29 protein-coding genes are annotated in these 26,593 nt (G+C 62.0%); 18 read left to right on the forward strand and 11 right to left on the reverse strand.

Features of this window, described 5'->3' with window-relative positions; all coding sequences use genetic code 11:
* Positions 1–13 precede the first annotated feature (13 nt).
* Entirely contained in the window at positions 14–208 is a 195-nt protein-coding gene (locus tag DDE76_RS10550) for a twin transmembrane helix small protein (RefSeq protein WP_198650890.1), read from the reverse strand.
* Positions 209–215: 7 nt separating this feature from the next.
* On the reverse strand, positions 216–1,130 hold the full coding sequence (locus DDE76_RS10555; protein WP_104892850.1) for a LysR family transcriptional regulator: 915 nt from the start codon (positions 1,128–1,130) through the stop codon (positions 216–218).
* An 88-nt stretch (positions 1,131–1,218) separates the two neighbouring features.
* On the opposite strand from DDE76_RS10555, the gene DDE76_RS10560 reads away from it, so the two are divergent.
* Both DDE76_RS10560 and DDE76_RS10565 read left to right on the forward strand, forming a co-directional pair.
* The gene (locus DDE76_RS10560) at positions 1,219–2,178 is read left to right on the forward strand and encodes an NAD-dependent epimerase/dehydratase family protein (protein ID WP_157955755.1); all 960 of its coding nucleotides are present in this window, start codon (positions 1,219–1,221) and stop codon (positions 2,176–2,178) included.
* Between the two features lie 17 nt (positions 2,179–2,195).
* On the forward strand, positions 2,196–2,567 hold the full coding sequence (locus tag DDE76_RS10565) for a DUF4260 family protein (protein ID WP_104892848.1): 372 nt from the start codon (positions 2,196–2,198) through the stop codon (positions 2,565–2,567).
* Here the strand turns inward: DDE76_RS10565 and gluQRS are convergent.
* Positions 2,564–3,409 carry a tRNA glutamyl-Q(34) synthetase GluQRS gene (gene gluQRS / locus DDE76_RS10570; protein WP_104892847.1) on the reverse strand — a complete coding sequence of 282 codons (846 nt, stop codon included), beginning with the start codon at positions 3,407–3,409 and terminating at the stop codon, positions 2,564–2,566. The two genes, DDE76_RS10565 and gluQRS, sit on opposite strands and share 4 nt — an antisense overlap.
* A gap of 191 nt (positions 3,410–3,600) precedes the next feature.
* Here gluQRS and rlmN point away from each other — a divergent pair, with 191 nt between their 5' ends.
* Both rlmN and DDE76_RS10580 read left to right on the forward strand, forming a co-directional pair.
* Positions 3,601–4,809, forward strand: a complete 1,209-nt coding sequence (gene rlmN, locus DDE76_RS10575) for a dual-specificity RNA methyltransferase RlmN (protein ID WP_104894849.1) — start codon at positions 3,601–3,603, stop codon at positions 4,807–4,809.
* 52 nt (positions 4,810–4,861) lie between these two features.
* Positions 4,862–5,221: an HNH endonuclease family protein gene (locus tag DDE76_RS10580; RefSeq protein WP_104892846.1), complete on the forward strand. Its 360-nt coding sequence runs from the start codon at positions 4,862–4,864 to the stop codon at positions 5,219–5,221.
* A gap of 3 nt (positions 5,222–5,224) precedes the next feature.
* Here DDE76_RS10580 and DDE76_RS10585 read toward each other — a convergent pair whose 3' ends face one another.
* The 3 genes from DDE76_RS10585 to DDE76_RS10595 are packed head-to-tail and all read right to left on the reverse strand — an operon-like array spanning position 5,225 to position 7,247.
* Positions 5,225–6,073 (reverse strand): 23S rRNA (adenine(2030)-N(6))-methyltransferase RlmJ, encoded by an 849-nt coding sequence (locus DDE76_RS10585; RefSeq protein ID WP_104892845.1) that lies wholly within the window; start codon positions 6,071–6,073, stop codon positions 5,225–5,227.
* Between the two features lies 1 nt (position 6,074).
* The gene (locus DDE76_RS10590) at positions 6,075–6,722 is read right to left on the reverse strand and encodes a LysE family translocator (protein ID WP_104892844.1); all 648 of its coding nucleotides are present in this window, start codon (positions 6,720–6,722) and stop codon (positions 6,075–6,077) included.
* 60 nt (positions 6,723–6,782) lie between these two features.
* On the reverse strand, positions 6,783–7,247 hold the full coding sequence (locus DDE76_RS10595) for an Lrp/AsnC family transcriptional regulator (protein ID WP_104892843.1): 465 nt from the start codon (positions 7,245–7,247) through the stop codon (positions 6,783–6,785).
* Positions 7,248–7,374: 127 nt separating this feature from the next.
* On the opposite strand from DDE76_RS10595, the gene DDE76_RS10600 reads away from it, so the two are divergent.
* The 13 genes from DDE76_RS10600 to DDE76_RS10660 all read left to right on the forward strand — a co-directional run bounded on the left by DDE76_RS10600 (position 7,375) and on the right by DDE76_RS10660 (position 20,766).
* Positions 7,375–8,598: an argininosuccinate synthase gene (locus tag DDE76_RS10600; protein WP_104892842.1), complete on the forward strand. Its 1,224-nt coding sequence runs from the start codon at positions 7,375–7,377 to the stop codon at positions 8,596–8,598.
* A 49-nt stretch (positions 8,599–8,647) separates the two neighbouring features.
* Positions 8,648–9,220: a phosphotransferase-like protein gene (locus tag DDE76_RS10605; protein ID WP_104892841.1), complete on the forward strand. Its 573-nt coding sequence runs from the start codon at positions 8,648–8,650 to the stop codon at positions 9,218–9,220.
* A gap of 124 nt (positions 9,221–9,344) precedes the next feature.
* Positions 9,345–11,471, forward strand: a complete 2,127-nt coding sequence (locus tag DDE76_RS10610) for a sensor domain-containing protein (RefSeq protein WP_104892840.1) — start codon at positions 9,345–9,347, stop codon at positions 11,469–11,471.
* 49 nt (positions 11,472–11,520) lie between these two features.
* Positions 11,521–12,111 (forward strand): RNA polymerase sigma factor, encoded by a 591-nt coding sequence (locus DDE76_RS10615; protein ID WP_108463689.1) that lies wholly within the window; start codon positions 11,521–11,523, stop codon positions 12,109–12,111.
* Positions 12,112–12,158: 47 nt separating this feature from the next.
* Complete coding sequence (locus DDE76_RS10620; protein ID WP_104892838.1) at positions 12,159–12,554, forward strand: VOC family protein; 396 nt, start codon at positions 12,159–12,161, stop codon at positions 12,552–12,554.
* Positions 12,551–12,934, forward strand: a complete 384-nt coding sequence (locus DDE76_RS10625; RefSeq protein WP_104892837.1) for a VOC family protein — start codon at positions 12,551–12,553, stop codon at positions 12,932–12,934. Before DDE76_RS10620 ends, DDE76_RS10625 begins: the two co-directional genes overlap by 4 nt.
* A 267-nt stretch (positions 12,935–13,201) precedes the next feature.
* Positions 13,202–15,016: a translational GTPase TypA gene (typA, locus tag DDE76_RS10630; RefSeq protein WP_104892836.1), complete on the forward strand. Its 1,815-nt coding sequence runs from the start codon at positions 13,202–13,204 to the stop codon at positions 15,014–15,016.
* A 138-nt stretch (positions 15,017–15,154) separates the two neighbouring features.
* A complete protein-coding gene (locus tag DDE76_RS10635) occupies positions 15,155–15,763 on the forward strand; it encodes a DedA family protein (protein ID WP_104892835.1) in 609 nt (202 codons plus the stop codon).
* A 310-nt stretch (positions 15,764–16,073) separates the two neighbouring features.
* Complete coding sequence (locus DDE76_RS10640; protein WP_104892834.1) at positions 16,074–16,376, forward strand: YggT family protein; 303 nt, start codon at positions 16,074–16,076, stop codon at positions 16,374–16,376.
* A 6-nt stretch (positions 16,377–16,382) separates the two neighbouring features.
* A complete protein-coding gene (locus tag DDE76_RS10645) occupies positions 16,383–16,703 on the forward strand; it encodes a DUF167 family protein (protein ID WP_245891880.1) in 321 nt (106 codons plus the stop codon).
* A gap of 160 nt (positions 16,704–16,863) precedes the next feature.
* The gene (locus DDE76_RS10650) at positions 16,864–19,005 is read left to right on the forward strand and encodes a sodium-translocating pyrophosphatase (RefSeq protein ID WP_104892832.1); all 2,142 of its coding nucleotides are present in this window, start codon (positions 16,864–16,866) and stop codon (positions 19,003–19,005) included.
* A gap of 104 nt (positions 19,006–19,109) precedes the next feature.
* The gene (locus DDE76_RS10655) at positions 19,110–20,018 is read left to right on the forward strand and encodes a restriction endonuclease (RefSeq protein ID WP_104892831.1); all 909 of its coding nucleotides are present in this window, start codon (positions 19,110–19,112) and stop codon (positions 20,016–20,018) included.
* Positions 20,019–20,208: 190 nt separating this feature from the next.
* Positions 20,209–20,766, forward strand: a complete 558-nt coding sequence (locus DDE76_RS10660; protein WP_104892830.1) for a dihydrofolate reductase family protein — start codon at positions 20,209–20,211, stop codon at positions 20,764–20,766.
* Positions 20,767–20,841: 75 nt separating this feature from the next.
* Here the strand turns inward: DDE76_RS10660 and DDE76_RS10665 are convergent, their stop codons facing one another.
* The 4 genes from DDE76_RS10665 to DDE76_RS10680 form a co-directional block, all read right to left on the reverse strand.
* Positions 20,842–21,330, reverse strand: a complete 489-nt coding sequence (locus DDE76_RS10665; RefSeq protein WP_104892829.1) for a chemotaxis protein CheW — start codon at positions 21,328–21,330, stop codon at positions 20,842–20,844.
* A 99-nt stretch (positions 21,331–21,429) separates the two neighbouring features.
* A complete protein-coding gene (locus DDE76_RS10670; RefSeq protein ID WP_104892828.1) occupies positions 21,430–23,799 on the reverse strand; it encodes a chemotaxis protein CheA in 2,370 nt (789 codons plus the stop codon).
* A gap of 42 nt (positions 23,800–23,841) precedes the next feature.
* Entirely contained in the window at positions 23,842–24,207 is a 366-nt protein-coding gene (locus tag DDE76_RS10675; protein WP_165836720.1) for a response regulator, read from the reverse strand.
* Positions 24,204–24,494 carry an STAS domain-containing protein gene (locus DDE76_RS10680; protein ID WP_157955756.1) on the reverse strand — a complete coding sequence of 97 codons (291 nt, stop codon included), beginning with the start codon at positions 24,492–24,494 and terminating at the stop codon, positions 24,204–24,206. The genes DDE76_RS10675 and DDE76_RS10680 overlap by 4 nt, the downstream gene beginning before the upstream one ends.
* Positions 24,495–24,809: 315 nt before the next feature.
* On the opposite strand from DDE76_RS10680, the gene DDE76_RS10685 reads away from it, so the two are divergent.
* On the forward strand, positions 24,810–26,141 hold the full coding sequence (locus DDE76_RS10685; protein WP_104892826.1) for an NAD(P)H-dependent oxidoreductase: 1,332 nt from the start codon (positions 24,810–24,812) through the stop codon (positions 26,139–26,141).
* On the opposite strand, the gene DDE76_RS10690 is transcribed toward DDE76_RS10685, so the two are convergent.
* Positions 26,132–26,512, reverse strand: a complete 381-nt coding sequence (locus DDE76_RS10690; RefSeq protein WP_104894847.1) for a VOC family protein — start codon at positions 26,510–26,512, stop codon at positions 26,132–26,134. The genes DDE76_RS10685 and DDE76_RS10690 overlap by 10 nt on opposite strands.
* Positions 26,513–26,593: the final 81 nt, after the last annotated feature.

A 26,593-nucleotide genomic window follows, 5' to 3' on the forward strand; every position in this document is an offset into this window, starting at 1 on the left:
CCCAGCCGCTGGCCTAGCCGCGGCCAAAGAAGAACAGGGCGCCCAGGAGCAGAACCAGGGCGACGGCTTGGCCAATGACGCGCAGGCGCATCAGCCGCTGGCTGGTATTGCCCGGGCCACCTTTGAGCATGTTCCAAAGGCCCAAGCCCAGAACGATGACGACGAACAGCAGGGCCAGGGCGATGGCGATATTAACGAGGGTTTCCATGATAGCCTTAACGTAAGGGAGGCGAGATTGGATCGCCCTTGATATAGGCGGTCAGACCCTCCGCCACAGCATCATAAATGGCACGAATTCTGTGTGAGGTGAACAATTCCCTGTGCGTGGTGAGCCAGATAGGCAGCGGCGGGATCGCCAAATCCAGCGGCAGTACCACCAGCCCTGGTGTAAGGCGGGCGAGATTGAGCTGGGCAAAGCCGATCCCCAGGCCCGCCCGCAGCATTTCCCACAAATGTGGCTGATCGTCCGAGCGCACGGGGAAGTTGTCGCGCGTCACCTCGAACCCCAGGGACCGGGCATGGCGGATCACCGCATCGGAGCGATCAAAGCCCAGCAAGTCGTGTTCCCAGAGCTGGTTGAGCGTGCTGGGCGTGCCGCGCCGGGCCAGGTAGCTCTCATGGGCCACCGGGACCAGCGGAATATCACCCAGATGCCGGGTGACCAGTTCGAGCTGGGTGGGCCGGAACATGCGCACGGCGATATCAGCCTCGCGCATCAGCAGGTTTTCCGCTGAATCGGTGGGCACCGATTCAATGGCGATATTGGGATGCAGGCGTCTGATGCCGGCCAGAATATCGGGCAGCACATAATTGGAAATCATGGTGCTGGCGGTCAGCCGCACCGTGCCGCCCGTCTCACTCTGGGCACCGGCGGCCAGGATGGCGGCCTCGGCCAGCGCAGAGCGGGCACGATCGACCGACCCGTAGAGCTTAAGGGCGGTGGCATTGGGCTTGAGGCCGGTCAGGCTGCGCTCGAACAAAGGCAGATCCAGCGCGGCTTCGAGCGCCTCGATATGACGGCCAAGCGTGGGCTGGCTGAGGCCGAGCTGGCGCGCGGCGGCCGAGAGCGATCCTTCGGCGATCACCGCCGCAAAGCTGCGCCACAGCGTCCAATCAGGATTACTATTCATTTTTGAATATTAGACCGAGAAAATTGCGCAATCGCCATTCATAATCGTAGCGCCCATCTTGCTTGCCAGCAACAGCAAGGAGCACAAAATGCAAACGGGAAAAGTCACGGTACTGGGCAGCAACGGCCATATCGGCAATGCGGCCATGATCGCCTTCCGCGACGCCGACTGGCAGGTCACGGGCCTGGGGCGCAGCAATCGCAAACCGGTTGCGGGCACCCAGTTCTTCAAGGGCGACGCCGACGAGGTTGCGGTGGTGCGCGCGGCCATCGCCGAAGCCGATGTCGTCGTCCATGCGCTCCATCTGCGCTATGACCAATGGGGCGACGGACGGGCCGAGAAGCAGTTGCAGGTGGTGCTCGATGCTATGGCGGGCAGCGGCAAGACGCTGCTTTTTCCCGGCACAATCTATAATTACCGTGCCGGCGACCGCACCATTGCCCCCGGCCTGCGCCAGAGTGGAGAAAAACCGCGCGGCGAAATCCGCATCCGGCTCGAACAGATGCTGCGCGACGCGGCGGCCAGCAATGGATTTCAGGTGATTATCCTGCGGGCGGGCGATTTCTTCGGCCCCGGCAATCGCGACGAATGGTTCGATGCCGCCATGCTCATGGATTACGCCAAGGGGCGGCTCTACCATCTGGGCGATCTCGAAACGCGGCATAGCTGGGCCTATCTGCCCGATCTGGCACGCGCTTTCACTGTTCTGGCCGCGCAGCGCGCCGAAATGAAGGGGTTCGAGAACTTCCATTTTGCCGGCCATTGGGTGAACCATGGACAGGTTATGGCTGCGACACAAAACGCCTTGCCCAGGCCCGTCAAGGTCGCACCGCTGCCCTGGTGGATGCTGCGCGCCGTGGGGCTGTTCAACCCGGTCATGCGCGACGTCTATCGCATGCGCTATTTGTGGCGCAACGAGATGGAACTGGTCGATCCGCGGCTTGATGCCCTGCTCGGCCCAGGCTTCACCACACCCTTTGAGACAGCAGTCGCTGAGACGGTGACGGAACTGGTCGCCGGCCGGTCGCCCGAAAAACAGGCGGCCTGAGCGTGGGAGTTGATGCGATGAAAGATGTGATTGTCTGGCAACGGGTCGAAGGCGGATTGGTGTTCGTTGCCGCGCTGGTCCTCTATGCACAGGTGGAATCGGTGCTGCCCTGGTGGGGTGCGCTGCTGGTGTTCTTTGCGCCGGATTTGAGCTTCTTTGCCTATGGCGCGGGGGCCCGGTTCGGCTCCTGGATCTATAATTTGGTCCATGTCTATGCGCTGGGTGTGGGGCTGATGGCGCTCGGCGCATTGCTCGGCTTGCCTTTGCTGGCCGCGCTGGGCGCGCTCTGGCTGGCCCATTCCGGCTTCGACCGCATGCTGGGCTATGGCCTGAAGGCCCAGACCAGTTTCAAGGACACCCATCTGGGACGGCTGGGCAAGGCAGGCTAAAAGCCGACCGCCCGCCGCACATCGTCCGGTGTCCAACCGTGGGCTCGCAAATCCGCCAGGCTTTGCGAGCCCTTGGACTTGGACAGTTTCTGCCCGTCATCGCCAAGCAGCAGGCGGTGGAAGAAATAGAGGGGCGTAGGCAGGCTGAGCAGCATTTGCAGCAGCACATGAATATCGGTGGCCGCTTCAAGATCGCGTCCGCGCGTGACATGGCTGATGGCCTGGGCGGCATCATCGACCACGACGCTTAAGTGATAACTGGTCGGCATGTCCTTGCGCTGCAGCACCACATCACCCCAGCGCTCGGGCCGGGCATAGCGGATTTGCGGCCGGTCCAGGATGCCCGGGCCGACGGCGGAAAACGTCAGCATGCCGGTGCGGGCCATGGCGGCCTCGGTATCGAGGCGGAACTGCACCGCATCGCCACGCTCAAGCCGCTCGATGCGTTCTGCATTGCTCATGTGTCGGCACGTGCCGGGATAAAGCGGGGCGCCATCAGGATCTGTGCCGGTGGCATTTTGCGCGATATCGCTGCGCGAGCAGAAACAGGGATAGAGCAGGTCCATGGCGCGCAGCCGATTGGCGGCCTCGGCATAAATTTCGAAACGCTCAGACTGGTAGAGTACCGGCTCGGGCCAGGAGAGGCCCAGCCAATTGAGGTCCTCGAACAGGCCCGCGACATATTCAGGTTTGCAGCGGGCGGTGTCGATATCCTCAATGCGCAGCAGCGCGGTGCCGCCCAGCCTCTGCGCCGCGTCCCAGGTGACCAGCGCCGAGAGGGCATGGCCCAGATGCAACGGGCCATTGGGGCTGGGGGCAAAGCGCAGGATGGGTTTGGACATGGAGTGCAGTTTCAAAAAGCTGGTGCTTCCCTTTCTAGGCGTCGGGACTTTGAAACGAAAGCCTAGAGGATCGCTCCGGCATCCAGGCAATTGCTTCAGCGCTTCGTGAGGGCGCGATGCTTTGCGCTTTATTGGCGGCTGTGCTACATGCGCGCACTTCCCGCATTTTTGTCGAGCCCTATGTGCCTGCCATGAGCCTTGCGCTGAATATTGACCATTCCAGTGCCGTCCGCCCCGCGCCGACCATGCGCCCCTCGCTGATCGGCCTTTCCAAGGCTGGCCTGGCCGAGGCGCTGGTGAGCCACGAGGTGGTGGCCGAGAAGGAAGGGCGCATGCGCGCCAGCCAGCTCTGGAACTGGCTCTATGTCAACGGGGTCACCGACTTCGAGCGCATGACCAATGTGGCCAAGCCCGTGCGCCAGAAGCTCAGCGACACGTTCAATCTTGATCGTCCCGAGATCGTCTCCGAGCAGGTGTCGGTCGATGGTACGCGCAAATGGCTGTTCCGCTTTCGCGACCCCGCCAATCCGAACCTGCCCGCGGTCGAGGTGGAAACCGTCTATATCCCGGAAAGCGATCGCGGCACGCTCTGCGTCTCCTCGCAGGTGGGCTGCACGCTGACCTGCTCGTTCTGCCACACCGGCACGCAGAAGCTGGTGCGCAATCTGACGGCCGGGGAAATCCTGGGGCAGATCCTGATGGCGCGTGAGCGCCTGGGCGATTTTCCGGGTGGGTCGCGCCCCGATGACGGGGGCCTGGTGCCCGGCGGGGAAACCCGCGCCATCACCAATATCGTGATGATGGGCATGGGCGAGCCGCTCTACAATTACGAGAACGTCAAGCAGGCGCTGCTGATCGCCTCGGCTGGTGATGGCATGTCCATTTCCAAGCGTCGCATCACGCTTTCGACCTCGGGCGTCGTGCCCTATATCGAGCCCACTGGCCGCGAGATCGACGTCATGCTGGCCATTTCGCTCCATGCCGTGCGCGACGATCTGCGCGACGTGCTGGTACCGATCAACAAGAAATGGCCGCTCAAAGAACTGCTTGAAGCGTGCAAGAATTATCCGGGCCTCTCCAATGCCCGGCGCATCACCTTTGAATATGTCATGCTCGACGGCATCAATGACAGCGATGCCGAGGCGCGCGAACTGGTGCGGCTGCTCGCGGGCATTCCGGCCAAGATCAACCTGATCCCGTTCAACCCCTGGCCGGGTTCGAACTATGGCACCTCGCCCTCGTCGCGCATCGAGCGCTTTGCCGATATCGTCAACAAGGCCGGCTATGCCAGCCCCGTGCGCACGCCACGCGGCCGCGACATCTTTGCGGCGTGTGGGCAATTGAAGAGCGAGAGCGAACGGCTTTCAAAGAAAGACCGGGACGCTCTGCTGACGCTGTGATGCGGACGCTGGTTCCCGATGGCTATGTGTTGCAGTTCTGCGAGCGAGAGTGATGCGGCCCTCGGCCCGCAAGATCGAACAGGCCATTGCCACTGCTGAAAACGCCGCGGCAAAGCGGCAGCCACTTGTTTGCCCTTTATGTGACCGGCCCATTCCGCCTGAGGCCAGATCGAGCCGGCATCACCTCGTGCCGCGCCTCAAGGGCGGCACGCATAAGGGCACGGTGCGCCTGCACCAGATCTGCCACAACGCCATTCATGCCCGGTTTTCAGAGGCGGAACTGGCCGATAGGCTCGCCGATATCGACAGCCTCAAGGCCGACCCGGAAATCGTAGAATTCGTGGCATGGGTGAGAACCAAACCACCGACTTTCCATGCGCCGACGCGGAGAACGCGCAAGCGAAAGGCATAGGCGCTACTCCCCCGCCACCCAATCGATACGCCACTGCCCGCGCCCTTCATCGCTCAGCAGGTCAGCCAGAATGGGCAGAACCGTCCGCATTTCTTCTTCCAGTACGAATGGCGGGTTGACCACGACCATGCCGGTGCCGTGCAGGCGCGGCGGGGTAGAAGGTGGGCGGATGGTCAGCTCGAGCCGCAGGATCTTGGGAATGCCAGACTTCTTGAGGGCTTTGACATAGGCCTCGACCTCGTCCGGTTCCTTGATCGGATACCAAAAAGCATAGGTGCCGCCCGGCCAGCGCTTGATCGCTTTTTCAAGGCTCTGCACCATGCGGGTAAATTCGCCCTTTTCTTCAAAGGGTGGATCGACCAGTACGAGGCCCCGCTTTTCCTTGGGTGGCAAATGGGTGCCGAAAATATCCCAGGCATCGAGCTGGGTAGTGCGGGTCTGGAAATCGCCGGCGAAATTTTCCCTGAGGCGATTGGCGTCCATGGGATGGAGCTCGAACGCCATCAGCCGGTCTTGCTCGCGCAGCATGTGCCGGGTGATGAAAGGGGAGCCGGGATAATAGCGCAGATGGCCGTGAGGGTTCTGCGCGCGCACCGCGTCAAGATAGGGCGCGAGCAGTTCGGTCACCGGGCCGGGCAGCTCTGCTGCCATGACCCGGCCGATGCCTTCGCGCCATTCCCCGGTACGCTCGGCCTTGTCGCCAAAAAGGTCATAGATTCCCACCCCGGCATGGGTGTCGATGACCCGGAAGGCAGCGTCCTTGCGCATGAGATAGGCGAGGATGCGGGAAAGGATGGTGTGCTTGACCACGTCGGCGAAATTTCCGGCATGGAAGGCGTGCCTGTAGTTCACGTCACTTGCGCCCTTCGGCCAGAAGAATGGTCGCGGCAAAGGCCATGAAGACGGCGGCAAAGCTCCAGTTGAGCGCCTTGCCCACCCAGGCGTTTTCCTTGAGCGTGCGGGTCAGCCATTCGGCAAACAGCACGATGGCGACAACAATGGGCAGCGAGACGATGACGAATTCGACACCCAGAAAGATCAGCTTGCCGGCCGCATCAGGGTCTGCCGCCGAAACGAATTGGGGCAGGAAAGTCACGAAGAACAGCGCCACCTTGGGATTGGTCAGATTGATCCCCAGGCCCGTGAGGTAGGACTGGCGCCAGCTTGGCTGCTTGCCGCCCTGCTTGACCACCAGAATACCACCACCATCGCGAATGGCCTGAATGGCCAGCCAGACGAGGTAAAGCGCACCGACAATTTTCAGCATCCAGAAGGCAGCCGGCGCCGTCACGATCAAAACGGAAATGCCGAAAGCCACCAGCATGGTGTGCACGCCAATGCCGGTAATGGCGCCCAGCACCGTGGCATAGCCGTGGCTGCGGCCCCAGTTCATGGTGCGCGAGACAAACAGCGCCATATCGGGCCCGGGCGTGACGGCCAGCACGAAGGCGGCCAGGGCAAAGGCGAGGATGACGGGCAGGTCGGGAATGAAAGCGGGCATGGCGGGCTCGGTCTGTTTTGGCCGGACAATCGCACTAAAGCGTGGCCGTGAACAGGGCGGCTAAACGGGCAATTCGCGGCCGGCCTTGATGGTTTCCATTGGCACATCGGTCTTGACGGACTGGACCGATGGAATGCGCATCAGATGATCGGACTGGAACCGCCAATAGGCGTGGAGATCGGTGGTCACGATGCGCAGCAGCGCATCGCACTCCCCGGTGGTGAGATAGCATTCGACCACTTCGGGATAGTTGCGCACCGTCTCGGCAAACAAATTTGTGGTCTCGGCATGCTGGGTCTTGAACCAGATGCGGGCAAAGACGGTCAGCCCCAGACCCAGTTTCGGTCCATTGAGCACCGCCACATACTGATCGATGACGCCTTTTTCCTCGAGCAGCTTGACCCGCCTAAGGCAGGGCGAGGGCGACAGCCCCACCGCATTGGCCAGTTCGACATTGGACATGCGGCCATTGCGCTGCAATGCTCGCAAAATCCGGCGGTCGATGGCATCAAGCGTTTCTGGCATTTTCAGCCCTAGAGATATCCAATGTTGGCATGATATGCCACAAACTGCGCCAATGCTGCGATGATCGCAAGTTCATTGCGCGATTTCGAGCGTATCCTGTCACCATCAGATCCTTGGGGAACACATCATGGCAAATGACATCAAGAAGGTCGTGCTGGCCTATTCGGGGGGCCTGGACACCTCCATCATTCTGAAATGGCTGCAGGAAACCTATAATTGCGAGGTGGTCACCTTCACCGCCGATCTGGGCCAGGGCGAGGAGCTGGAGCCGGCGCGCAAGAAGGCCGAGATGTTCGGCATCAAGGATATCCGCATAGAGGATCTGCGCGAGGAATTCGTCTCCGACTTCGTGTTTCCCATGTTCCGCGCCAACGCGATGTATGAGGGGCTCTATCTGCTCGGCACCTCGATTGCCCGGCCGCTGATTTCCAAACGCCTCGTCGAGATCGCCCAGGAAACTGGAGCCGACGCCATTTCCCATGGTGCTACCGGCAAGGGTAATGACCAGGTGCGGTTCGAATTGACCGCCAATGCGCTCGACCCATCCATCAAGGTCATCGCCCCGTGGCGCGAGTGGGACCTGCGCAGCCGCACCAAGCTGCTCGAATATGCCGAAGCCAACCAGATCCCCATTGCCAAGGACAAGCGCGGCGAAGCGCCCTTCTCGGTTGACGCGAACCTGCTGCACACGTCCTCTGAAGGCCGCGTGCTGGAAGATCCCGGCGTGGAAGCGCCCGAATATGTGTTCCAGCGTACGGTCGACCCCGAAAAGGCGCCCGACGCGCCCGAATATGTCAAGATCGGCTTTGAAAAAGGCGATGCGGTCTCGGTCAATGGCATCAAGCTGAGCCCCGCGAGCCTGCTCGAAAAGCTCAACGAACTGGGCGGCAAGCATGGCGTGGGGCGTCTTGACCTGGTTGAGAACCGCTTTGTCGGTATGAAGTCGCGCGGCATCTACGAGACCCCGGGCGGCACCGTGCTATGGCACGCCCATCGCGGCATTGAATCGATCACGCTCGATCGCGGCGCGGCCCATCTCAAGGACGAGATCATGCCCAAATATGCCGAGCTGATCTATAATGGCTTCTGGTTCTCGCCCGAGCGCGAAATGCTGCAGGCCCTGATTGACAAGAGCCAGGAATTTGTTTCCGGCGAAGTGACCATCAAGCTTTTCAAGGGCTCTGCCAATGTGGTGGCGCGGACCTCGCCCTATTCGCTTTATTCGGAAGACCTCGTGACCTTCGAGGAAGGCGCGGTGGCCTATGACCACAAGGATGCCGAAGGCTTCATTCGCCTCAACGGACTGCGCCTGAAGACCTGGGCCGCCCGCAACGCCAAGGCACGAGGCTAAAGGCCACGGGGCGGGCTGCGGTCCGCCCCATCTCTAGCTGGAGACAGTCATGCCTGGTCGCATCGTCATCCTCAACGGCGCCCCGCGATCCGGTAAATCCACCTTGGCGCGGGCCATTCAGGCCGATACCGAGGGACACTGGATCAATTGGGGCGTGGACGCCTTCAACGGCACACTCCCGCCGGCCCTGGTGCCCGGTATCGGCCTCCGCCCCGGCGGCGAGCGGCCCGATCTCGAAGCGGCGGTTCAGCGGCTCTACGCCAGTTACTTTGCCATGCTTGCGGCGCTGGCCGGTCAGGGCTTCGATGTGGTGGCCGATCTGGGCATGCATGCCGATTACGCGGCGCCCTTCGACCCATTCGTGGTGATGCAGCAATGTCTTGCCGGCCTGCCGGTCCTGCTGGTTGGCGTTGAATGCGATCTTGCCACCATTATGGCGCGGCGGCGGCTCGATACCGATGGCCGCCACGTTTCGGGCCCGGACGTGCCACCACCGCTCCATCGCTGGCAGGCGATGCATGAGGGGCGACACTATGATCTTCGCCTCGACATGGGGCATTTGACTGCGGCTGCGGGTGCGGCGCTGGTGGGTCAGGCGCTGATCGCGATGCCCGGTAGATGAGCGTTCAAACAGTACCCGCCAGTTCGGCAATTTTCATTCGAGCATGCCTATTTAATCCCCCGTTAAGCGACGCTGATTAGTTTTTCGCCAGCGTCGCGGATTGGCTTTTGGACTGGGGGGTTCGATGCGCTCGGATGACGCCGACAACATAGGGGATGTGGCTGAGACACTGCTGCTCGATGCAGCACTGGAAAGCATTCCTTATGGCTTTTGTGTGTGGTCGCCGCAGTTCCGCCTCGTCATGTGGAACAAGCACTATCGCGACTTTTACGGCTTCTCCAAGGATGCCATTCACCGCGGCATGACACTTGAAGACGTGGTGCATCTCTCCGCGCGCCTGGGCAATCACCCCGGCCAGGCTCCCGAGGCGTTCTACGAACATTATACCAGTGAATTGCTGGCCAATCGCAGCGGCGCCCGCCACAAGGCACAGGAAATGGTGCATGGCGGCCGCATCATCGAAACCGCCCACGTCTATTCGGAAAAGCTGGGCTGGGTTGTGACCCATGAAGACATCACGGACGAAATTGCCCGCTCCGAAAGCCAGCAGAAGCGCAAGCTGGAACTGGAGCGGCAGAACATCCGTCTCGATGCAGCGGTCAACAATATCTCGATTGGCCTGTGCATGATGGATGCGCGCGGGCGGCTGGTGATCTGCAACGAGCCCTATGCGCGCATCTACAATCTGCCGATCCAGTTGCTGAAGCCCGGCAGCCAGCTTGAGGATATCCTTGCGCATTTGTTTGACGAGGGCATGTCCACCGGCGGCACCAAGGAAGACTATGTCGCCTGGCGCCGCGACGTGATCGCCCGGCGCGAATACGGCAAGAATATTCATGAACTCAATGGCCGCACCATTCTGATGCAGCACCATCCGATGAAGGATGGCGGCTGGGTGTCCACCCATGAGGACATTACCGAGCAGCGCCAGGCCGAAGCCCGCATCCAGCATCTGGCGCGGCATGACGCCCTGACCGACCTGCCCAACCGCATCGAGTTTCTCGAACAGATGGCGCGGGTGGAAGCCGGGCTTAATCGCGGCGAAAAGGCGGCCGTGCTCTATATCGACCTCGATCACTTCAAGGCGGTCAACGACACGCTGGGCCATGCGGTGGGCGACGAGGTGATCAAGCAGGCGGCTGTGCGCCTCTGGGGCACGACGCGGGAAACCGACCTGCTTGCGCGGCTGGGTGGCGATGAATTCGCCCTGCTGCTTCGACCTATCGAGGGCAGCGACCTGGCGGCAAAGGTCGCCGACCGGATCGTCAAGGCCATGCGCGCCCCGATGAATATCGGCGGCCAGCAGATCGAGATCGGCGCCTCGGTGGGCATTGCCGTGGGGCCGGGCGATGGCACCAGCACCGATCAACTGGTCAAGAACGCCGATCTGGCGCTCTACAAGGCCAAGTCCGAAGGGCGCTCGACCTATCATTTCTTTGAAACCGGTATGGATGCCGAGCTTCAGCAGCGCCGGTCCATCGAGGCTGGCCTGCGCATGGCCATGCAGCGCGAAGAATTGCGCCTGATGTTCCAGCCGCTCCTGGGGCTGGCAGAAAACCGTGTCACCTGTGTTGAGGCGCTGCTGCGCTGGGACCACGACGATCGCACCATTTCGCCGGTGGAATTCGTCCCCGTGGCGGAGGAAACCGGCCTCATCGTGCCGATTGGGGAATGGGTGCTGCACGAGGCCTGCAAGGCGGCGGCCACCTGGCCGGGCGACGTGCGGGTGGCGGTCAATCTCTCGCCGGTGCAGTTCCGCCACAAGGACCTGGTCGGACAGGTCAAGTCAGCTCTCGAGGCCGCCGATCTTGAACCCACCCGGCTGGAACTCGAGATCACCGAGAGCCTGCTGCTGACCGAGAATGAAAGCACCATTGTCGCCCTGCATGCGCTGCGCGGCATGGGCGTGCGCATCTCAATGGATGACTTCGGCACCGGCTATTCCTCGCTCAGCTATCTGCGCAGCTTCCCCTTCGACAAGATCAAGATCGACCGCAGCTTCATGGCCGATCTGACCACCCGCGCCGACAGCCAGGCCATTATCAAGGCGGTTATCGGGTTGGGACAATCGCTGGGCATGTCGACCACTGCCGAAGGGGTGGAGACCGAGGAGCAATTGGCCATGGTCCGCGAGCATGGCGCCTCGGAGGTGCAGGGCTTCCTGTTCTCCCCACCCCTGCAGCCGGCGGCCCTGGCCAATCTGCTGCATTCAGAAGCCGCCAAGACACTGGCCAGCCGCAAGGCCTCGTAGACCACGCTTGTCGCAGCCGGGGCCGGCTGGCACTCTCCGCAGCATGCCAATGCAGAATTTTTCCAAGCTGATCGCCATTGCCCGTCGGGAAGCCGGCGCGGTGCTGGCCGAGGATGTGGTGCAGGATGCCTTGCTCGTGGCTATTGAGCAGGGCCGGGCCGATCTCGACGATCAGGCCAATCTGCGCTGGCTGAGCGGGGTTGTGCGCAACAAGGCCCGCATGAGCGCGCGGACGGCGCGGCGGCAGCGCCACCGCGATGGACTGTGGCAGGCCGGACGCAGCGAAGCCGCCACCGAAGAGGGGGCGCCCGCCGAAGTGCTGGCTGGCTTGCCCAAGGCGCTCCGGGTCATCGCTGCTTTGGTGCTGACCGGGCACAACCGGCGCGAGATCGCCTATTTGCTCAACCTGCCAGACACCGCGCTGCGGCAGCGGATCAGCGCGCTCAAGCGCCATCTGGTGGCCAGGGGGCTGGCCGCCCCGCACGAATTGAGCGGGCTGCATCTGGACCTGGCCTATGGGCGCATTCGGGATGTGCTGCTGCCGGCACTGCTCCGTCATGGCGGCAGTTTCGCCAGCCACGACCCGGACGGACATTTATTTGTGGTGCGCCGCTCACAAAACGGCGCGCCGCGGCAATAGGCAGGTAACGGCAGCACAAATGCGGCCGCAAACCAGAGGATGCCAATATGCTGTTCAAACCATCCGAGGCCTGCCTCGTCTACCACGCCAGCGATCTTGAGCGCAGCGCCCGCTTCTATGCGGATGTACTGGGCATCGCTTTCGAGCGACGCGACGCGGGCGCAGGCCCCTTCCTGTTTGCCCGGCTCAGCGCCGATTTCAGCATCAGTGTCATGCCAGGCCAGCCACAACCGGGCAGCAGCCCGCTCGTGACCTTCACCCTGGCAGAGGGCGGCATCGCCGATGTCGTGGCCGCCCTGGCCGATTACGGCGCCACCATTGTTTCGCCGGTCGGCGATGCACCCGATGGCAAGGGGGCGGCCTTTCTCGATCCGGACGGGCATCCGATGGGTCTTTACCAACCACTCGACAAGCCGCTTACGCGCAAGGAGACAGCGCAATGAAACTGAAGCCGAAAAATGTCAGCATCGTCTTTTATGTCAGCGACATTGTCCGCACCGAGACCTTCTACAACCAGACGCTTGGCTTGCAGCTCAAGCGGCAGGAGGGCGCCGAGCCGTTTTGGCTGCAGGCGCAGATTGAGAACGGGCCGGGCCTGATCTTCTTCCAGATGGAGGGCAAGCGTGGCGACACCCCCGCCATCGTCTTTGATCTCGATGAAGGCGGTATCGATGATGTCGTCGCCGAACTGGCCCGGCAGGGTGTCAATATCGTCACCCCGGTTTCCGAGGCGCCGGGCGGCTGGAGCGCCGACTTTCTGGACCCCGATGGCTTTGGCCTTGGGCTCTGGCAAGCGGAGGACCTGCCGCGATCGCTGAACTAAACCGGGCCGGCTGACCCTGCCTTCACCTCTCTCCTCTGGGGCGGGGTGGGGGCAAAACAGCGCGTCTGGTCGTTGACGCGCAACCCCGCCCTGCATCTCCTGCGCTTGTGGAGAACACCGTTCTCCTGTAAGGCAGCGCCGAATGCGCCCAAACCGGGTTCCCTCCGGGCCGGGTGCCGTGTTTATTCCTGCATGGTTCAGCCGTTTGTTGCCGCCCCTTTCGCGGCCCAAGGTATTGGGATCATGCCAAAGAGGCCTGACCCACATATGTCCCTGCGCAATATCGCCATCATCGCTCACGTTGACCATGGCAAGACCACGCTGATCGACGTGCTGCTCAAGCAGTCCGGCTCGTTCCGCGAAAACGAACGCGTCGAAGAACGCGCCATGGACAGCAATGATATCGAGCGCGAGCGCGGCATCACCATTCTGGCCAAAGTCACCTCGCTGACCTGGAAAGACACCCGCATCAATATTGTGGACACCCCCGGCCACGCCGATTTCGGCGGTGAGGTGGAACGTATTTTGTCCATGGTGGATGGCGTGGTGATCTTGGTGGACGCTGCCGAGGGCCCCATGCCGCAGACCAAGTTCGTGCTCGGCAAGGCCCTGGCCCAGGGTCTCCGCCCGATCGTTGCGATCAACAAGATCGACAAGTCCGATGAGCGGCACCTCGAAGTGCTCGAAGAAATCTTCGACCTGTTCATCGCACTCGACGCCACGCCCGAGCAGCTCGATTTCCCCGTGCTCTATGGTTCGGCCAAGCAGGGCTGGATGGCCGAGGATCCTGCCGGCCCCAAGGAAACCCTGGCGCCGCTCCTCGACAAGGTCGTCGAGCATGTGCCCGAGCCGCAGGTGGAGGAAGGTGCCTTCCGCATGCTGGTGACCACCATTGAGCGCAACCCGTTCCTGGGCCGCATCCTGACCGGCCGCATCACCTCGGGCTCGGTCAAGGCCAATGACCCGATCCACACCCTCAATCGCGAGGGCAAGGAAGTCGAAAAAGGCCGCGTCTCCAAGGTTCTGGCGTTCCGTGGCCTTGAGCGCACCCCGGTGGATGTCGGCGAAGCCGGCGACATCGTCGCCATTGCAGGCCTGGTCACCTCGACCGTGGCCGACACGCTGTGCGCCACCTCGGTGACCACGCCGATCGCTGCCAAGCCGATCGATCCCCCGACGCTGTCGGTGACCTTCCGCATCAATGACGGCCCGCTGGCCGGTCGCGAAGGCGACAAGGTGCAGTCCCGCGTGATCCGCGAGCGCCTGATGCGCGAGGCTGAAGGCAATGTCGCCATCAAGGTGACCCCGGGTGACGACAATGACAGTTATGACGTTGCCGGCCGCGGCGAACTCCAGCTCGCCGTCCTGATCGAAAACATGCGCCGCGAAGGCTTCGAGCTCACCATTGGTCGCCCCAAGGTGCTGTTCAAGGAAGAAAATGGCCAGCGCATGGAGCCGGTCGAGGAAGTCATCATCGACGTCGATGACGAGTTCACCGGCGCCGTCGTCCAGAAGCTTACCGAGCGCAAGGGCGAATTGACCGATATGCGCCCCTCGGGCGTTGGCCGCACCCGCATCCAGCTTTTGGTTCCCACCCGCTCGCTGATCGGCTACCAGCCCGAACTGCTCTCGGACACCCGCGGCACCGCCATCTTCAACCGCCTGTTCCACTCCTTCGTGCCCTTCAAGGGCGACCTGCCGGGCCGCCGCACCGGTGTGCTGATTTCCAACGGCACCGGCCAGTCGGTCGCCTATGCGCTGTGGAACCTGGAAGACCGCGGCTCGATGCTGATCGACGCCGGCGTCGACATCTATGAAGGCATGATCATTGGCGAGCATAACCGCGAGAACGATCTCGAGGTCAACGCGCTCAAGGGCAAGCAGCTCACCAATATCCGTACCCAGTCCAAGGACGAGGCGGTGCGCCTGACCACGCCCAAGAAGCTGACGCTGGAACAGAGCCTGGGCTATATTGCCGAAGACGAATATGTCGAGGTGACGCCCAAGTCGATCCGCCTGCGCAAGATCTGGCTCGACCCCAATGATCGCAAGCGCATGAGCCGGGCCGCCAAGTCAGCCTGATTTCCACACACACTCGGCTGTCATCCCGGCGAAAGCCGGGATCCATCCTGAGATAACGCCACGTTCAGGATGGGTGTGTAGACCTCAAGATGGGCCCCGGCTGTCGCCGGGGTGACATCGAGCACCTAGCGGGGAAGCATGACTGACTGGATCATCCAGACCATTACCGAACTCGGTTATGTCGGGATTTTCCTGGTCATGCTGGCCGAATCGATCTTTCCGCCCATTCCGTCCGAACTCATCATCCCCTTTGCCGGTTTTGCGGCGGCCAGCGGCCAGCTCAACCTGTTCGGCGTGTTGGCGACCGCGACCTTCGGGGCCGTGGTGGGCATGCTGCCCTGGTATTTTGCCGGGCGGCTGTTCGGTCTTGACCGCGTCAAATGGCTGGCCGACCGCTATGGCCGGCTCCTGACCATGAATGCCGAGGAAATCGACACCGCCGTGGGTTTCTTCCGCCGCTTCGGGCCGATCATCGTGCTGTTCGGCCGCCTGATGCCGATCATCCGCACGCTGATCTCGATCCCGGCGGGCCTTGCCGCCATGCCGCTGCCGCTGTTCCTCCTGGCCTCTACCACGGGCGCATTGATCTGGAACACCTTTCTTACGCTGGCAGGCTATATCCTGCACGAGCACTACGAAATGATCGAAGTGGTGCTCGACCCGCTGAGCTATCTGGTGCTGGCCGCCGTGGTGCTGATCTATCTCTTCCGGGTCGTCACCTGGAAGCCGGCCAGGCCCGCCGAATAAGTCGCGTTTTGCAAGGCGCTTGCAATATGCAATGGGCTGGATCGCCGCAAAATGCGAATATTTACAATCGTTTAATCTTCCATCCCGGTTTTCCGGGCCCCGAGAACTGGCACGCTTTGTGCACTTGTGTGCGGGTCCGGATAGAAGAGTTCTGCGTACCGGACCCAAAGTCATTCGGGGCATCGCATCGCGTTTTTGATGCGATGCCCCAATGCTTCGAGCGGCCCGCCCTTGCCCCCGGCGCCAGCAGCCACTAGATAAATCGGACCGTTTTTCTGCCGCGTTTGCCAACGCCTTACCGGAGACGCCCATGCGCGCCGTGCTCGACATCATCCTGATCCTGCTGCAGCTCTATTGGTGGGTGCTGCTCATCATGATCATCATGAGCTGGCTGATCTCGTTCAACGTCATCAACACGCGCAATCAGTTCGTGGCCACGGTCTGGCAGGTGCTCAACCAGCTTACTGATCCGGTGCTCAAGCCCATCCGGCGCTTCATGCCCAATTTCTCGGGCCTCGACCTGTCGCCGCTGATCGCCTTCCTGCTGATCTTCTTCATCCAGTCGATCATCGGCTACTACATCTATCCCGCGGTCATCCGCGCCGGCATCTAGCCTGACTTGGGCGCATTGCCCGGCTTTGCCCGGCAGACGGATAGCGGCCTTCTGCTGTTCCTCCGTGTCACGCCCAATGCCGGGCGTGACATCATCGACGGCAGCCAGACGCGCGATGACGGTTCCGTGGTCCTGCGCGTCCGCGTTGCAGCCGTGCCCGACAAGGGCCGCGCCAATGCCGCCGTCATCGCCCTGATCGCCAAGGCGCTGGGCGTGCCCAAATCCTCGATTGCGCTGGTCAGCGGCGACACCGGCCGGCTCAAGACACTGTCCGTATCCGGCTCTGCCGACGCGCTTGCAGCACGGGCGAGTGCACTGCCCGCTTAGGGCTTGCGACAAAACATCGCAACTCCCATTGCTTAACGAATTATTCCCGCTAAGCTCCCCTTTCAGAGGGGGCCCGATGGAGGGCGGGGATTGGACCGGGCAAAAGACCCGGCCGGTGCCAGCGCGGGCCCTCGGAGGAGAACATTTCGAGGGACTTCTTATGGATCTGGCACTTTGGCTGATCGTTGTGTGCGGTGGCCTGTCTATCGTCTATGGCGTGGTGACCACTCAAGGCCTGCTCAAGGCCGATGCAGGGTCGGCGCGCATGCAGGAAATCTCGGCGGCCGTGCGTGAAGGCGCATCGGCCTATCTCAAGCGCCAATATACCACCATCGCCATTGTCGGCGTGGTCATCCTGATTGCCGCCTATTTCCTTCTCGGCATTTATGCCGCCATCGGCTTTCTGATCGGTGCGGTGCTTTCGGGCGCGGCCGGTTTCATCGGCATGAATGTGTCCGTCCGGGCCAATGTGCGCGTCGCCCAGGCCGCCGTCGGCTCGCTGGCCAAGGGGCTTGACCTGGCCTTCAAGTCCGGTGCGGTCACCGGCATGCTGGTGGCAGGGCTCGGCCTTCTCGGCGTCACGCTCTATTTCATGGTGCTGACCGGCATGGGATTCGAGCCGACCAGCCGCACTGTGATCGATGCACTGGTGGCCCTGGGCTTCGGCGCATCGCTGATCTCCATCTTCGCCCGTCTGGGCGGTGGCATCTTCACCAAGGGTGCGGACGTCGGTGGCGACATGGTGGGCAAGGTCGAGGCGGGCATTCCCGAAGATGACCCGCGCAACCCCGCCACCATCGCCGACAATGTGGGCGACAATGTCGGGGACTGCGCCGGCATGGCCGCCGATCTCTTCGAAACCTATGTGGTCACCATCGTTGCCACCATGGTGCTGGCCGCGATCATCCTGCCCGAGCAGTTCCGCCTGATCGGCATGGTGCTGCCGCTGGCCATTGGCGGGGCCTGCGTCGTCACCTCGATCATCGGCACCTATTTCGTCAAGCTCGGCTCCGACAACAACATCATGGGTGCGCTCTACAAGGGCGTCATCGCCACGGGCGTGCTCTCGCTGGTGGCGCTGCTGCCGGTGCTCTGGCTGATGTTCGGCGACATGAATGTTTCCATCGAGACCACCAGCAAGACATTCACCCCCTGGAGCCTGTTCTGGTGCGGCGTGGTGGGCCTGGTCATTACCGGGCTGATCATCGTCATCACCGAATACTACACCGGCACCAATCGCCGCCCGGTCAATTCCATCGCCGAGGCGTCGGTCACTGGTCACGGCACCAATGTCATCCAGGGTCTGGCCGTGTCGCTGGAATCCACCGCCCTGCCGGCGCTGACCATCATTGCCGGCATCATCGTCACCTATTCGCTGGCAGGCCTGTTCGGCATTGCAGTGGCAGTAGCAACCATGCTGGCGCTTGCTGGCATTATCGTCGCGCTCGATGCTTTCGGTCCGGTCACGGACAATGCCGGTGGCATTGCCGAAATGGCCGGTCTCGACAAGGAAGTGCGGCAGAACACCGACGCGCTCGATGCGGTGGGCAACACCACCAAGGCCGTCACCAAGGGCTATGCCATCGGCTCGGCGGGTCTTGGGGCCCTCGTGCTGTTCGCCGCCTACACCCAGGACCTGATCTACTTTGCCGGGCTCGAAGATGCCCCGGCCATCTTCCAGGGCATGGGCAATCTCAGCTTCTCTCTGGCCGACCCCTATGTCGTGGTGGGTCTGTTGTTCGGTGGCCTGCTGCCCTTCCTGTTCGGCGGCATGTCGATGACGGCGGTGGGCCGCGCGGCCCAGTCCGTGGTGGTGGAAGTGCGCCGCCAGTTCAAGGAGAAGCCGGGCATCATGGCGGGCACCGACAAGCCCGATTATGGCCGGGCTGTCGACATGCTCACCAAGGCAGCGATCAAGGAAATGATCGTCCCGAGCCTGCTGCCGGTGCTCAGCCCCATTGTCGTCTTCTTTGTCATCATGTGGATTGCCGGCCCCGCCGCAGGCTTCTCAGCCGTGGGCGCCATGCTCATGGGCGTGATCGTCACCGGCCTGTTTGTCGCCATCTCGATGACGGCCGGCGGTGGTGCCTGGGACAATGCCAAGAAGAGCTTCGAGGACGGCTTCACCGACAGCCATGGCGTGACCCACCAGAAGGGGTCCGACGCCCACAAAGCCTCGGTCACCGGCGACACCGTCGGCGACCCCTACAAGGACACGGCGGGCCCCGCCGTCAACCCGATGATCAAGATCACCAATATCGTGGCCCTGCTGCTGCTGGCCGTGCTGGCGCATCTGGGGTGACCAGACCTCGTCTGGACTGAAATGATGAAGGCCCGGGGCGCGCGCCCCGGGCTTTCGATTAAGATGGCAGGTATCTAGAGCGAGTTTAGGGTAGAGCATCCGTGATGACCGACAAAGAAAATGAACTTACGGAAGCCGACTTCGCGAAGTTGGAGAAGCTTGTCGCCCGCATCCAGCAACAGTTGGCTCCTGACGCCGAAGTTCTGCACAACGTGAAGCTACCGGGCCGACACAGCGGGCGCGATCGGCAAATCGACGTGCTGATGAAAAATTCCGTAGGGCAGTACGAGATTTTGATAGTTATCGACTGCAAGGACTATAAGGCACCCGTTGACGTTAAGGGTGTCGAGGAGTTTTGGGGACTTGTTGATGACGTTGGTGGTCAGAAAGGTGTTCTAGTCTGCCCTCGTGGGTTCTCCAAGTCTGCGAAAGCTCGGGCTCAGAAGCTGCAAATCGACCTATATAGTCCAGTGGATACTGATCCCCACAAGTGGCAGGCGCGTGTAACTATGCCGGCAATCTGCGACTTCCGAAGTGCAGCAATTTCCTTCGGCGTATCGATGTCTAGTCCGTTGCCATTTGTAATTCGAGACGGCTTTTTTGATCAGTTGGTTGTTGAATCAGCGGACGGGAGAAAGTTGGGGACTTGTTATGAAACCGCCATACGCCGCTGGAACAAAGGCGAATGGTCAGTGGAACCCGGCGAACATGATCGAGTGCCCATATTTGCCGAGCCTAATGTGCGCATAGACAACGGTTATGGCACCATGGTTTCAGTCGATCTGGACGTTGGGCTGCACGTAAAGCAAGAGCTCTACTACGGCCAGTATCCCATCTCCCGGATATCTGGATTCAAGGATGAAATTTCTGGCGGGATCATAACCAACGCGTTTGAGGTCGGTTTGCTTGATCCGAATGAGGTTTCATCCAAGTGGAAGAAGATCTCAGATCTGTCCGAGGCTCCGGTGCCACCGGTTTTTACAATGATAGGTCTGATGGGCTGGATTGAATGAAGGTCCTCGCCTTCCTCGCGGGATCGGCGGCAAATTGTGATCCGCAAATCGACCCAAGCGTTGCTGTTCTTTAGCTCGATTTCCACACACCTACCGGTAGCCGAAAAAATTGTCGAACCCATCGCCCCTCCCTCGTCGCCTCAGCGAAACGGGCGGTAATGTGCCGTCCGAAACCAGAGGAAATAAGCAGATGCGTAAAGTGACAGCCGGGCTTTTTCATTCCGTCGATGGGGTGGTGCAGGACCCGTTCAAGTTCCAGTTCGACAGCTTTGACGACCAGCTGGGGCAGATGCTGACCGGGGTACAGGACCGCGTCGATACCGTGCTCATGGGCCGGACCGGCTGGTCGGAATGGGCGGGCTATTGGCCCAAGGCCGAACAGGACATCGATTTTGCTCAGTTCATCAATGGCGTGCCCAAACATGTAGCGTCCAGCACGCTGACGTCCGGCGACATGGCGAACTGGTCCAATTCCAGCCTGATCGAGGGTGATCTGGTCGATTTCGTGCGCCAGCTCAAATCCCAGCCGGGCGGTGAGATTGCTGCCATGGGCGGCATTTCGCTGGTGCGGCAATTGCTGTTTGCCGGGCTGATGGACGAGCTTTCGCTCATCACCCATCCGGTGGTGGCGGGCGAGGGCCGACACCTGTTCGAGCCCGGCGATCCCACGACACGGCTGGAGCTGATCCGTTGCGACGTGACGCCCAAGGGCAATGTGGTGCAGGTCTATCGCAAGAAAGTCGATTAGCACTGGCCTGCCACTAACAACGAAGAAGGGCGCCGCGCGGCGCCCTTCGAAAAGTCTCAGGCTTGCTGGCCCGGCCTAGCCGTCCATCTTCGCCCCGGACACCACTGCGTGCAGGTCGATCAGGCCGACCATTCGGCTGTCATGGGTGACGATGCCGTTGAGCAGCTCGGTATCGATGGAATTGCCCTCGGGCACATTGTGAATGTCGTCGCGATTGACGGTCAGGATGTCGGAGACCGCGTCGACCAGGATGCCGACCCATTTGTCGCCCACGCTCATCACCACCACGACATGGTTCTTGGTGGGCGAGGTCTGGCCGTCGCCGAAGCGAGCCCGCAGATCAAAGATCGGCACGATGGTGCCGCGCAGATTGATCACGCCCCGCACGAATTCGCGGGTATTGGGCAGCGGGGTGGCCCCGTTCCAGGCGCGGATTTCGCGCACCGTGGTGATCTCTACGCCATAAGTCTGCTCGCCGATCGAAAAAGCGATCAATTGCAGGGTGTTCTGACCGGCAACGGCCGTCTTGTCGCTCATATCGTCGCGAAGGCTCAGCGCTTCCATCTTTTCTCGCCTCTTCTTCCGCCCGTCCTGGGCACTTGGCTTGATCCTAACGCGTCAATCGACGCCAATTCCTTAACGGCGCCATGCGCCTTTTCTTGGCTAGGCGGCATTCTGGTGGATCGGCGAGGTTCTGAGCCCCTGCACATCCACGATCAGCGCCACATTGCCATCGCCCAGAATGGTGCCGCCGGCGATGCCGTCGACGCTCTCGAAATTCTCCTCGAGCGATTTGATCACCACTTGCTGCTGGCCGATAATGTCGTCCACCACCAGCGCCACTTTCTGATTGCCCTCGGCCTCGCAGAGCACCACGAACTGGTCGTCCGGGTTCTGCTGGCTGGAGAGCTCGAAGCGCTGTGCCAGGTCGATGACCTGCACATATTCGCCCCGCACCTGCAGCACCCGGCCGCCCGATGGCACCCGCTCGAAGGCAGCGCGGCTGCACTGCATGGTCTCAACGATCGAGGACAGCGGCACCACATAGGGGCCGCCACCGACCTTGACCAGCATGACATCGAGCACGGCCAGCGTCAGCGGCAGGCGCAAGGTCATGCGCGTGCCCCGGCCGGGCCAGCTCCGGACATGCACCGAGCCGCCGATCTTCTTGATATTGGAGAGCACCACGTCCATGCCCACGCCACGGCCGGAAATATCGCTCACGGCCTCGGCCGTGGAGAAGCCGGGGGCAAAGATGAGCTGGTCGATCTGCTCGTCGGTCGGCGTGATATCGGGGGCCACAATCCCCTTGTCCCGGGCGAGCCCCAGGACGCGCTCGCGGTTGATGCCGGCCCCGTCATCCTCGACGATAATCAGGATATTGCCGCCCGCCTGCTCGGCGGAAAGGCGAATAGTGCCCGATTCCGGCTTGCCTGCGGCCAGCCGCTTTTCCGGGCTCTCAATGCCGTGGTCGGCCGAATTGCGGATCATGTGCGTCAGCGGATCGGACAATTGCTCGATCACCGTCTTGTCGATCTCGGTGTTCTCGCCAATGGTCTCGAGCTTGATCTTCTTGCCCGTCTTGGTGGCCAGCTCGCGCGCCAGGCGCGGCATGCGGCTGAATACGGACTTGACCGGCTGGGCGCGGATCGCCATCACCGAATCCTGCAGTCCGCGCGTGGTCTGGGCCAGCACTTCGAGCCCGCGCACCAGTTCGGTATAGCGGGCGCGCAGCGTCTCATCCATCTGCTGGGTCAGCATGGACTGGGTGATGACCAGCTCGCCCACCATGTTGACGACGCGGTCCACCTTGTCGAGATCGACACGGATCGACTGCACGCCAACCGAGCGGCCAGTGCCTTCCTCGCTCTCGCCACCACCCGTCGGCACAGCCGGTTTGGCAACCGGCGCCGAAGCGGCGACAGGAGCAGGCTTGTCCACCTTGGGCGCCGGCGCAGGCGCAGGCGCAATTTCGGCAGCGAGTGCGGCAAAGCTCAGGTCGGCCGGAGCTTCATCAAAACTGTCCTGCGGACCAATCTCGGCGGCAGGCGGCTCGGGCGCAAACGCGGCCGGCGGCACGACAGGTTCGACCGGAGCCGCCACCTCTTCCTCGGTCAGGGCCAGCAGGCTCGACAGATCCGGTTCGTCCGTCGCCGCCTCGGCCGAAACGTCGGCCGCCATCTCGGATTCATCAGACACAAGCCCGGGCACGGTGCCGGCCTGGGCAATGATGATGTCGCAATCACCCTCGACAAATTCGAACACTTCGCGAATGGCGTCCTCGCCCAGACCTGGGGCCACAAGGGTGATTTCCCAGGTGCAGTAGACGCCAAAGGGCTCGAAATCAGACAGCGGCGGCACATCGCTCAAAATGGCGCGCACGTTCATTTTGCCCAGGGCCGCCAGCTCGCGGAACAGCAGCAATGGATCATTGGCCCGGGCATAGAGCGCACGGTGCGGGGTGAAACGGATTTCCCACTGCCCCTCGGCAGCCATCATCGGGGCGTCGTCGAACACATCTTCGACCGGCGCTTCCCCGGTTGGTTTGGGGGCATCGAGATTGACCATGACGGGGGTGAAATCAAGATCGAACTCCTCGACCATTTCCCCGTCCAGCTCGTCCTCCTCAACGCTGTCCGAAGCCGTTTCGCCGCGCGCCAACGCGTCGAAGCGGGCTTTTTCCTCGGCACCGTAATCGGCCGGCAACGCCTCGCCCGTTTGGGCGGCATTGACATGATCGGCAACGATGTCATTGGCGCGGATGCACAGCACGACCACATCATCGGTCAACTCGATGCGGCCGTCCCGGACATAATCAAGCAGCGTTTCATAGGCATGGGCAAAGCCCACCAGCGCGGTAAAGCCGAAGGCCCCGGCGCCGCCCTTGATCGAATGAATGGCCCGGAACACCGCATTGAGCCGGTCCGCCCCCCGCTCGCCCTCTTCAATGACGGCGAACTGTTCTTCAAGCTCGGTCAGGAGCTCGGAACATTCGTCAAAATAGGTGGCCTTGAAGTCGTCGAGATCACTCATTCTTACGCTTCCAACCCTTCTGGGTCCGTACTGGTTCTTGGTTTAGTGCACGACGCGATTGATGACCGAGATCAGCTTTTCCGGATCGAACGGCTTGACGATCCAGCCGGTGCCGCCGGCGGCCTTGCCCTGGTCGCGCTTGTCCTGGCTGGTCTCGGTGGTCAGGATCAGGATGGGGAGCGAATTGTGCTGCCCGGTGGCCCGGACGTTCTTGATGAACTCGATCCCGTCCATCACCGGCATGTTGATGTCGGTAATCACCACATCCACATCTTGGCTCCTGAGCACATCCAGGCCCTGCTTGCCATCCTCGGCCTGCAGCACCTCAAAGCCGGCATTGCTCAGCGTGTGGTGCAGCATGGCCAGAATGGTCCGCGAATCGTCGACCGTGAGTACACGCAACGTCATTGTTTCATCATCCCTGAAAACCGGGCACTCAGGCCCAGCCGTTCGATCGCGGCGCCCATGGCCGCGCTCGGCGCTTCAATAGAAAACTCGAAATGGTGTCTCCGGGCGGTCTCGGCGGCGCTGATCAGCAGCAGCAGCGCATTGGTCGACACCCGCTCGACGGCACCGGCCTGGACCGCAACCGGTCCCTCCTCCAGGGCGTCGATCAACTGGTCGCGAATGCCATCGATCGAATCAAGGTCGATGATTTCAGGCAAGGCGACCGTCTGCAGGTTTTGCTTGGCCATTTCGTAAAGGTGCCCCCGGGAGTCTTCTCCAAGCGGCATATTCAGCCCCAACGGTTTAAGAATTGCTAACTATGACCCGTCCGCATCGCGGCCAAACGCGCCAGTGGCGCGGTTGGAGGCTCATAGGCCCGAAGACTTCGCTGGCGATCCGTAGGACAAACGGCTCCGGTGGAGCCGTTTGAGCCAAGAAGGCCATGAGAGCTACGCTCGAATGGCGGTTGGCAGGATCAGCCGCACCTCCTACCCCCAACTCAATCCTTGCCCCCGCCCCCACACAGGGTTATCGCAGGCGCGATACCAGAACTGGACCGCCTCATGCCTTCAAAGATCGCCCTGACCGGCCTTGCCCGTGACCTCGCCCAGCGCGCTGCTGAGGGCAGGACCATCCGTGTCGGCGTGATCGGCTCGGGCGAAATGGGCACCGATCTGGTCACCCAGATGAGCCTGATGACCGGCATCGAAATGGCGGCCATCGCCACCCGCCGGCCCCAAACCGCACTCGCTGCCATGACCATCGCCTATGGCGAGGACACGATGGGCAAGGTCTGCGACACGCCCAGCGCCGCCACCGCAGCCATTGAGGCCGGCAAGATTGCCATCACCTCGGCCGAAACGCTGGTCACTACCCCCAATATCGATGTCGTCATCGATGCCACCGGCAAGCCGGGCGTCGCTGCAGATTATGACCTGATGGCCATGGAACACGGCAAGCATCTGGTGATGATGAATGTCGAGGCCGACGTCACCATCGGGCCTTATCTCAAGGCCCAGGCCGACAAGCTCGGCGTGGTCTATTCGGTGGGCGCCGGGGATGAGCCAAGCTCGTGCATGGAGTTGATCGAGTTTGTCTCCGCCCTCGGCCTGGATATCGTTGCGGCCGGCAAGGGCAAGAACAATCCATTGAAGCATGACGCCGTGCCCGATGATTATCGCGAGGAGGCCACCCGCCGGAACATGAACCCGCGCATGCTGGTGGAGTTCGTCGATGGCTCCAAGACCGCCGTCGAAATGACGGCCATTGCCAATGCCACCGGACTGATGCCCGATATTCCCGGCATGCACGGCCCCGCCACCAATCGCGACGATATGGCAAAGGTGCTGATCCCCAGGGAAGATGGCGGCATTCTCAATTCCTCGGGGGTGGTCGATTTCACCATCGGCAAGGGTGTGGCGCCGGGGGTCTTCGTCATCGTCAAGGCCACGCACCCGCGCATCATCGAGCGCATGGATGATCTGCATATTGGCCACGGGCCCTATTACGGTTTTTTCCGCCCTTATCACCTGACGAGCCTCGAAGTGCCGCTGACCTGCGCCCGCATCATGCTGACCGGCAAGCCGGACATGGTGCCGCTGCCCCGTCCGGTGGCTGAAGTCTGCGCCGTCGCCAAGCGCGATCTCAAACCCGGCGAGGCGCTCGATGCGATTGGCGAGACCTGCTACCGCTCCTTTGCCATGACTGTCACCGACGCCCGCGCGGCCGGCGCCCTGCCGGTGGGCCTGCTCGAGGGCGGCAAGGTGACCGCGCCAGTGAAAAAGGGCGAACTCATCACCAGCGCCAATGCCCTTCCGGACACCTCAACGCGGCTCTTTGCGCTGCGGCAGGAACAGGACCGTCTGCTCGGACTCGTCGTCCAAGCTCAGGCGTAGCAGACTGCCTGCAGCTTGTTGCCGTCGGGGTCTCGCACATAGGCCGCGAAGTAGTTTGGTCCGTAATGCGGGCGCGGGCCCGGCGCGCCTTCGTCGCTGCCACCATGTTGAAGAGCCAGCGCGTGAAACTGCTCCACCTGCGCAGCGCTCTCGGCGATCAGCGCCACATGGGTGCCATTGCCCCAGGTCGCAGGCCGCCCGTCTTCCGGGGTGTAGAGATAGATCGTGGGCATCTGCCCGTTCTTCTCATAGGCCAGCGGCTTTTCCGGCGGCTTGGCAAGGCGCTCGAACCCCAGCACGCCGAGCACAGCATCGTAGAAGGCGGCCGAACGGGCCTTGTCATTGGTTCCCAATGTGATGTGGCTGATGATGGACACGCCGCTCCCTCCCTGGTCGTTTAACTGGTGCCATGCACTTTAGTGTGCCGTGCTGCCAGACCCTGTCACCAGGGC

Origin of the sequence: Devosia indica (genome assembly GCF_003056405.1) — a bacterium.
GTDB lineage: Bacteria > Pseudomonadota > Alphaproteobacteria > Rhizobiales > Devosiaceae > Devosia > Devosia indica.

What these genes read in the sequence shown, in the direction of transcription:
- DDE76_RS10625 (WP_104892837.1), top strand. Translation starts at nt 12,551, where the DNA reads ATGAAACTGAAGCCGAAAAATGTCAGCATCGTCTTTTATGTCAGCGAC.
- DDE76_RS10670 (WP_104892828.1), bottom strand. Translation starts at nt 23,799, where the DNA reads ATGAGTGATCTCGACGACTTCAAGGCCACCTATTTTGACGAATGTTCC.
- DDE76_RS10550 (WP_198650890.1), bottom strand. Translation starts at nt 208, where the DNA reads ATGGAAACCCTCGTTAATATCGCCATCGCCCTGGCCCTGCTGTTCGTC.
- DDE76_RS10635 (WP_104892835.1), top strand. Translation starts at nt 15,155, where the DNA reads ATGACTGACTGGATCATCCAGACCATTACCGAACTCGGTTATGTCGGG.
- DDE76_RS10610 (WP_104892840.1), top strand. Translation starts at nt 9,345, where the DNA reads ATGCGCTCGGATGACGCCGACAACATAGGGGATGTGGCTGAGACACTG.
- DDE76_RS10620 (WP_104892838.1), top strand. Translation starts at nt 12,159, where the DNA reads ATGCTGTTCAAACCATCCGAGGCCTGCCTCGTCTACCACGCCAGCGAT.
- DDE76_RS10590 (WP_104892844.1), bottom strand. Translation starts at nt 6,722, where the DNA reads ATGCCCGCTTTCATTCCCGACCTGCCCGTCATCCTCGCCTTTGCCCTG.
- DDE76_RS10580 (WP_104892846.1), top strand. Translation starts at nt 4,862, where the DNA reads ATGCGGCCCTCGGCCCGCAAGATCGAACAGGCCATTGCCACTGCTGAA.
- rlmN (WP_104894849.1), top strand. Translation starts at nt 3,601, where the DNA reads ATGAGCCTTGCGCTGAATATTGACCATTCCAGTGCCGTCCGCCCCGCG.
- DDE76_RS10600 (WP_104892842.1), top strand. Translation starts at nt 7,375, where the DNA reads ATGGCAAATGACATCAAGAAGGTCGTGCTGGCCTATTCGGGGGGCCTG.
- DDE76_RS10685 (WP_104892826.1), top strand. Translation starts at nt 24,810, where the DNA reads ATGCCTTCAAAGATCGCCCTGACCGGCCTTGCCCGTGACCTCGCCCAG.
- gluQRS (WP_104892847.1), bottom strand. Translation starts at nt 3,409, where the DNA reads ATGTCCAAACCCATCCTGCGCTTTGCCCCCAGCCCCAATGGCCCGTTG.
- DDE76_RS10665 (WP_104892829.1), bottom strand. Translation starts at nt 21,330, where the DNA reads ATGGAAGCGCTGAGCCTTCGCGACGATATGAGCGACAAGACGGCCGTT.
- DDE76_RS10560 (WP_157955755.1), top strand. Translation starts at nt 1,219, where the DNA reads ATGCAAACGGGAAAAGTCACGGTACTGGGCAGCAACGGCCATATCGGC.
- DDE76_RS10565 (WP_104892848.1), top strand. Translation starts at nt 2,196, where the DNA reads ATGAAAGATGTGATTGTCTGGCAACGGGTCGAAGGCGGATTGGTGTTC.
- DDE76_RS10605 (WP_104892841.1), top strand. Translation starts at nt 8,648, where the DNA reads ATGCCTGGTCGCATCGTCATCCTCAACGGCGCCCCGCGATCCGGTAAA.
- DDE76_RS10650 (WP_104892832.1), top strand. Translation starts at nt 16,864, where the DNA reads ATGGATCTGGCACTTTGGCTGATCGTTGTGTGCGGTGGCCTGTCTATC.
- DDE76_RS10655 (WP_104892831.1), top strand. Translation starts at nt 19,110, where the DNA reads ATGACCGACAAAGAAAATGAACTTACGGAAGCCGACTTCGCGAAGTTG.
- DDE76_RS10675 (WP_165836720.1), bottom strand. Translation starts at nt 24,207, where the DNA reads ATGACGTTGCGTGTACTCACGGTCGACGATTCGCGGACCATTCTGGCC.
- DDE76_RS10555 (WP_104892850.1), bottom strand. Translation starts at nt 1,130, where the DNA reads ATGAATAGTAATCCTGATTGGACGCTGTGGCGCAGCTTTGCGGCGGTG.
- DDE76_RS10680 (WP_157955756.1), bottom strand. Translation starts at nt 24,494, where the DNA reads ATGGCCAAGCAAAACCTGCAGACGGTCGCCTTGCCTGAAATCATCGAC.
- DDE76_RS10660 (WP_104892830.1), top strand. Translation starts at nt 20,209, where the DNA reads ATGCGTAAAGTGACAGCCGGGCTTTTTCATTCCGTCGATGGGGTGGTG.
- DDE76_RS10640 (WP_104892834.1), top strand. Translation starts at nt 16,074, where the DNA reads ATGCGCGCCGTGCTCGACATCATCCTGATCCTGCTGCAGCTCTATTGG.
- DDE76_RS10615 (WP_108463689.1), top strand. Translation starts at nt 11,521, where the DNA reads ATGCAGAATTTTTCCAAGCTGATCGCCATTGCCCGTCGGGAAGCCGGC.
- typA (WP_104892836.1), top strand. Translation starts at nt 13,202, where the DNA reads ATGTCCCTGCGCAATATCGCCATCATCGCTCACGTTGACCATGGCAAG.
- DDE76_RS10595 (WP_104892843.1), bottom strand. Translation starts at nt 7,247, where the DNA reads ATGCCAGAAACGCTTGATGCCATCGACCGCCGGATTTTGCGAGCATTG.